The organism is Terrabacter koreensis, from assembly GCF_054783315.1.
This window is the reverse complement of the sequence record NZ_BAAGQU010000021.1, coordinates 1-1341: the sequence shown is the minus strand read 5'-3', so window position 1 is coordinate 1341 and position 1341 is coordinate 1. Positions and strand designations below refer to the sequence as shown.

1 protein-coding gene is annotated in these 1341 nt (G+C 74.9%); it reads left to right on the top strand.

The annotated features are described in order from the left end of the window. The coding region (locus tag ACYVNR_RS21695) for a DUF222 domain-containing protein (RefSeq protein ID WP_461051039.1) at positions 1–1341 on the top strand (1341 nt) is incomplete at both ends.

Sequence of the window (1341 nt, the reverse complement as noted above, 5' to 3'; positions counted from 1 at the left end):
ACGCGGCGTGAGGCGCCGGCCGCGCGGCCGGCGGCGCAACCTCGAGGGGCCTGGGCCGGCCTGACGGCAGAGGAGCTGGACTCGATCGACCTGCGCGACGTGCGCTGGACCGACCCGCCCGATTTCGAGCAGATGGTCAACGACCCGGCGTGGACCGAGTCGATCGAGGCTCGCCTGGAGGCTTGTCGCCGCGCTGGCGGTGACGGCGGCGACCGGCTGGGGTCCGGCCACGGGTCCGCGGACGGCGGTCGGGGCGGCAGTCCGGGCGCCTTCGGTGAGGACTACGACCCGATGCTCGAGCTCGAGGCCAGTCTGGGGATCGGTCTCGGCGGGCACGCAGAGGCTGACCTGGTGGGGGCGATGGAGCGGGTCGCGGCGCAGCGGCGGGGCCTGGAGGTCACGTTGGTGACGTTGGTGTCCGAGCTGGTCGCGCGGGGTGTCGAGGCGCCGGGTGGGTTGTCGCGGGTCGACTGGCTCCGCAGTCTCGACCCGTCCCTGACCGCCGGGCAGGCGAAGGCGTTCGTCACCGTCGGGACGGCACTGGCCGACCGGCGGTGGGCCAGGTTGCGGATGCTCGTGGCCACCCAGCAGGTCACCGTGGGCAACGCGGCGCAGGTCCTCGACTTCGAGGAGCGGGTCGCGCCGGTCGCCGACCCCGACGACCTGGCCACCGCGATCGGCGACCTGACCACTCAGGCGGGGGTGCTGCGGCCGGAGGAGCTGGCCCGGCTGGCCCGGCACCACACCGAGCAGGTCCGCCCGCCGCGGGACGAGGACACGCTCGACCAGGGCCGACGCCAGGCCCGCGGCCTGTGGTTCACCCCGCCCACGAAGACCGGGATGGTGGGCCTGCGCGGGATGCTCGACCCCGAGGGCGCCGCGATCCTCCAGGCCGCGATCGACCCGCTCGCGGCGCCGCGGCCGGTCAAGGACGAGCACGGCGACACGACCGCCCCGGACGAGCGCACCCCGGCCCGGCGCCGGATGGACGCGCTGCTCACGATCGTGGGCCGCGGTGTCGCGGCCGCCCGCGGGGTCCCGGTCACCGAGAAGGCGAAGGTCGTCGTCCTCATCGACTACGACACCCTCGTGCGTGACCTCACCACCCGCCTCGACGAGGCCACCGACGGTTCCGGGTGCGGTGCTGGTGGCCGTGCCGGACGAGGCACGGGGACGACGTTGACCGGGGACGTGCTCTCACCGTCGGTGGTGCGGCGGATGGCGTGCGACGCGGGGATCATCCCGGTGGTCCTGGGCCGGGACGGGGCACCGTTGGACGTCGGCTACCGCGAACGGCTCTTCACCTACAGCCAGCGCCTCGCGCTGATCGCCCGCGACCGG